This is a genomic window from Brevibacillus sp. IT-7CA2 (genome assembly GCF_949767855.1).
In the GTDB taxonomy this organism is placed as follows: Bacteria; Bacillota; Bacilli; order Brevibacillales; family Brevibacillaceae; genus Brevibacillus.
Genome location: NZ_CATKQT010000028.1, coordinates 1 through 1556 on the forward strand (window position 1 = coordinate 1; position 1556 = coordinate 1556).

The window sequence follows — 1556 nt, forward strand, 5'->3', positions numbered from 1 at the left end:
TCAGGCTGAAGAGAAACCCCCTTTTTGGGGGATTTCTTTTTGGTATTGTTCCAGCACGAAGTGCTGAAAAAGAGGATAGCCTGTACCTAACTTGCTTTCGCTAGGTGTAGTGCTATCTTTTTAATGTTTTGAACTGTTGCTGTCATCAATACCTGCTCTTGGACATTTTCACGTCCGCGTAACCTACAATAGCGAAGCCCATGCAGTTCTTTAGCATCTGCAAAGCTTCGCTCTATGGTTTGGTATCTTAATCTATATAAATATTTCCCTGATTTACTTAAACGGTTCTGTCGAACCCATTCCTTACTCTCTTCCCAAACGTGCCTGCTTATCACCTTTTGGTGATTTTTAGATCGGGTACACTCAGTAAGCCTTGGACAAGTTTTACATATTTCTTTATTGGACTTATACATCCTGTATCCGTTTCGATCAGTAGTCGAATAAGTAAGCTTATGTTTTTGAGGGCATATGTACACATCGGACTCCAGATCATATTTAAAGCGCCATTTAGCAAAAAGACCTTTAACAGGTGTAAAGGCACGATGACCGATGACAGCAAATACATTTATATCGTGAAGTGCCTTGCAGATTGGAGTAGTTAAATAACCAGCATCTAATGCAATAGCTTCAATTGTATCCTTAAACCCAAACTTCTCGATTTGGAGGTTCAGCCTATCTATGTAAGGAACGGAATCATGGACATTGCCAGCAGTGACATGGACATCGGTAATAATATTGTACTTATGATCGACGGTCCGGTGATCGAGATAGAAAAAGCCTTCGGGCTTGCTGTCTCGAACCATGTAGCCACTTTCTGGATCAGTGGTACTCACCTTGATTTCCTTTTCTTCCTTCACACCCTCTCTAGGCTTTAATCCTTTTTTCCATGTACTTCACGGTCTTCATTAATTGCTGCCTCTAAATCTTGGAGATAGGCACGACTCGTTTTCTCGATGATATGCTTCTTAAATTTTCGTTTATTCGCATTTGCTTTAAGATGCGTGGAATCACTAATCAATACACGTCCAGCGACCATTCGATGCTGAATCGCCAAGCGCACAATTTCATCAAAAATCTCCTGAAAAACATTTGTATTTTTAAAACGGGTTCGACGATTCCAACTGATTGTTGTGTGATCTGGAACTCGATCTGTTAAAGAAAGGCCAAGAAACCAACGATAGGCGATATTAGTCTGGATTTCTTTTTCGAGCTGCCTCTCTGAGCGGATACCGTAAAGGTATCCAATGAAAATCATTTTAAATAAAACAATAGGATCAATGGAAGGTCTACCGTTATCCTCGCAATAATATTGACGTACTTTTTCTCGGATGAAGGAGAAATCTATATGTTTTTGGATGACCCTTAATAAATGGTCCTCTGGGACCAATTCATCGAGGCACACAAATTCGTAATGCATTTGCGGATTTTTATCATTGGAGGAAAGCACAATTATCACCTACTGTTAAATGTAATTATAAGAATTATAACAAATTAACGCGGTGTCGCTTTAAAATTAAGTGAAATAAAAATGGCTGTCGACTTTCTCGACAGCCTGA

1 protein-coding gene is annotated in these 1556 nt (G+C 39.6%); it reads right to left on the reverse strand.

Annotated features, from left to right (window positions below; genetic code table 11):
* Positions 1–86 precede the first annotated feature (86 nt).
* A protein-coding gene (locus ACM6JA_RS16360) for an IS1182 family transposase (protein WP_414853160.1) occupies positions 87–1417 on the reverse strand; the annotation gives its coding sequence in 2 pieces (ribosomal slippage) (positions 87–877 and positions 877–1417; 1332 coding nt in all).
* Positions 1418–1556: the final 139 nt, after the last annotated feature.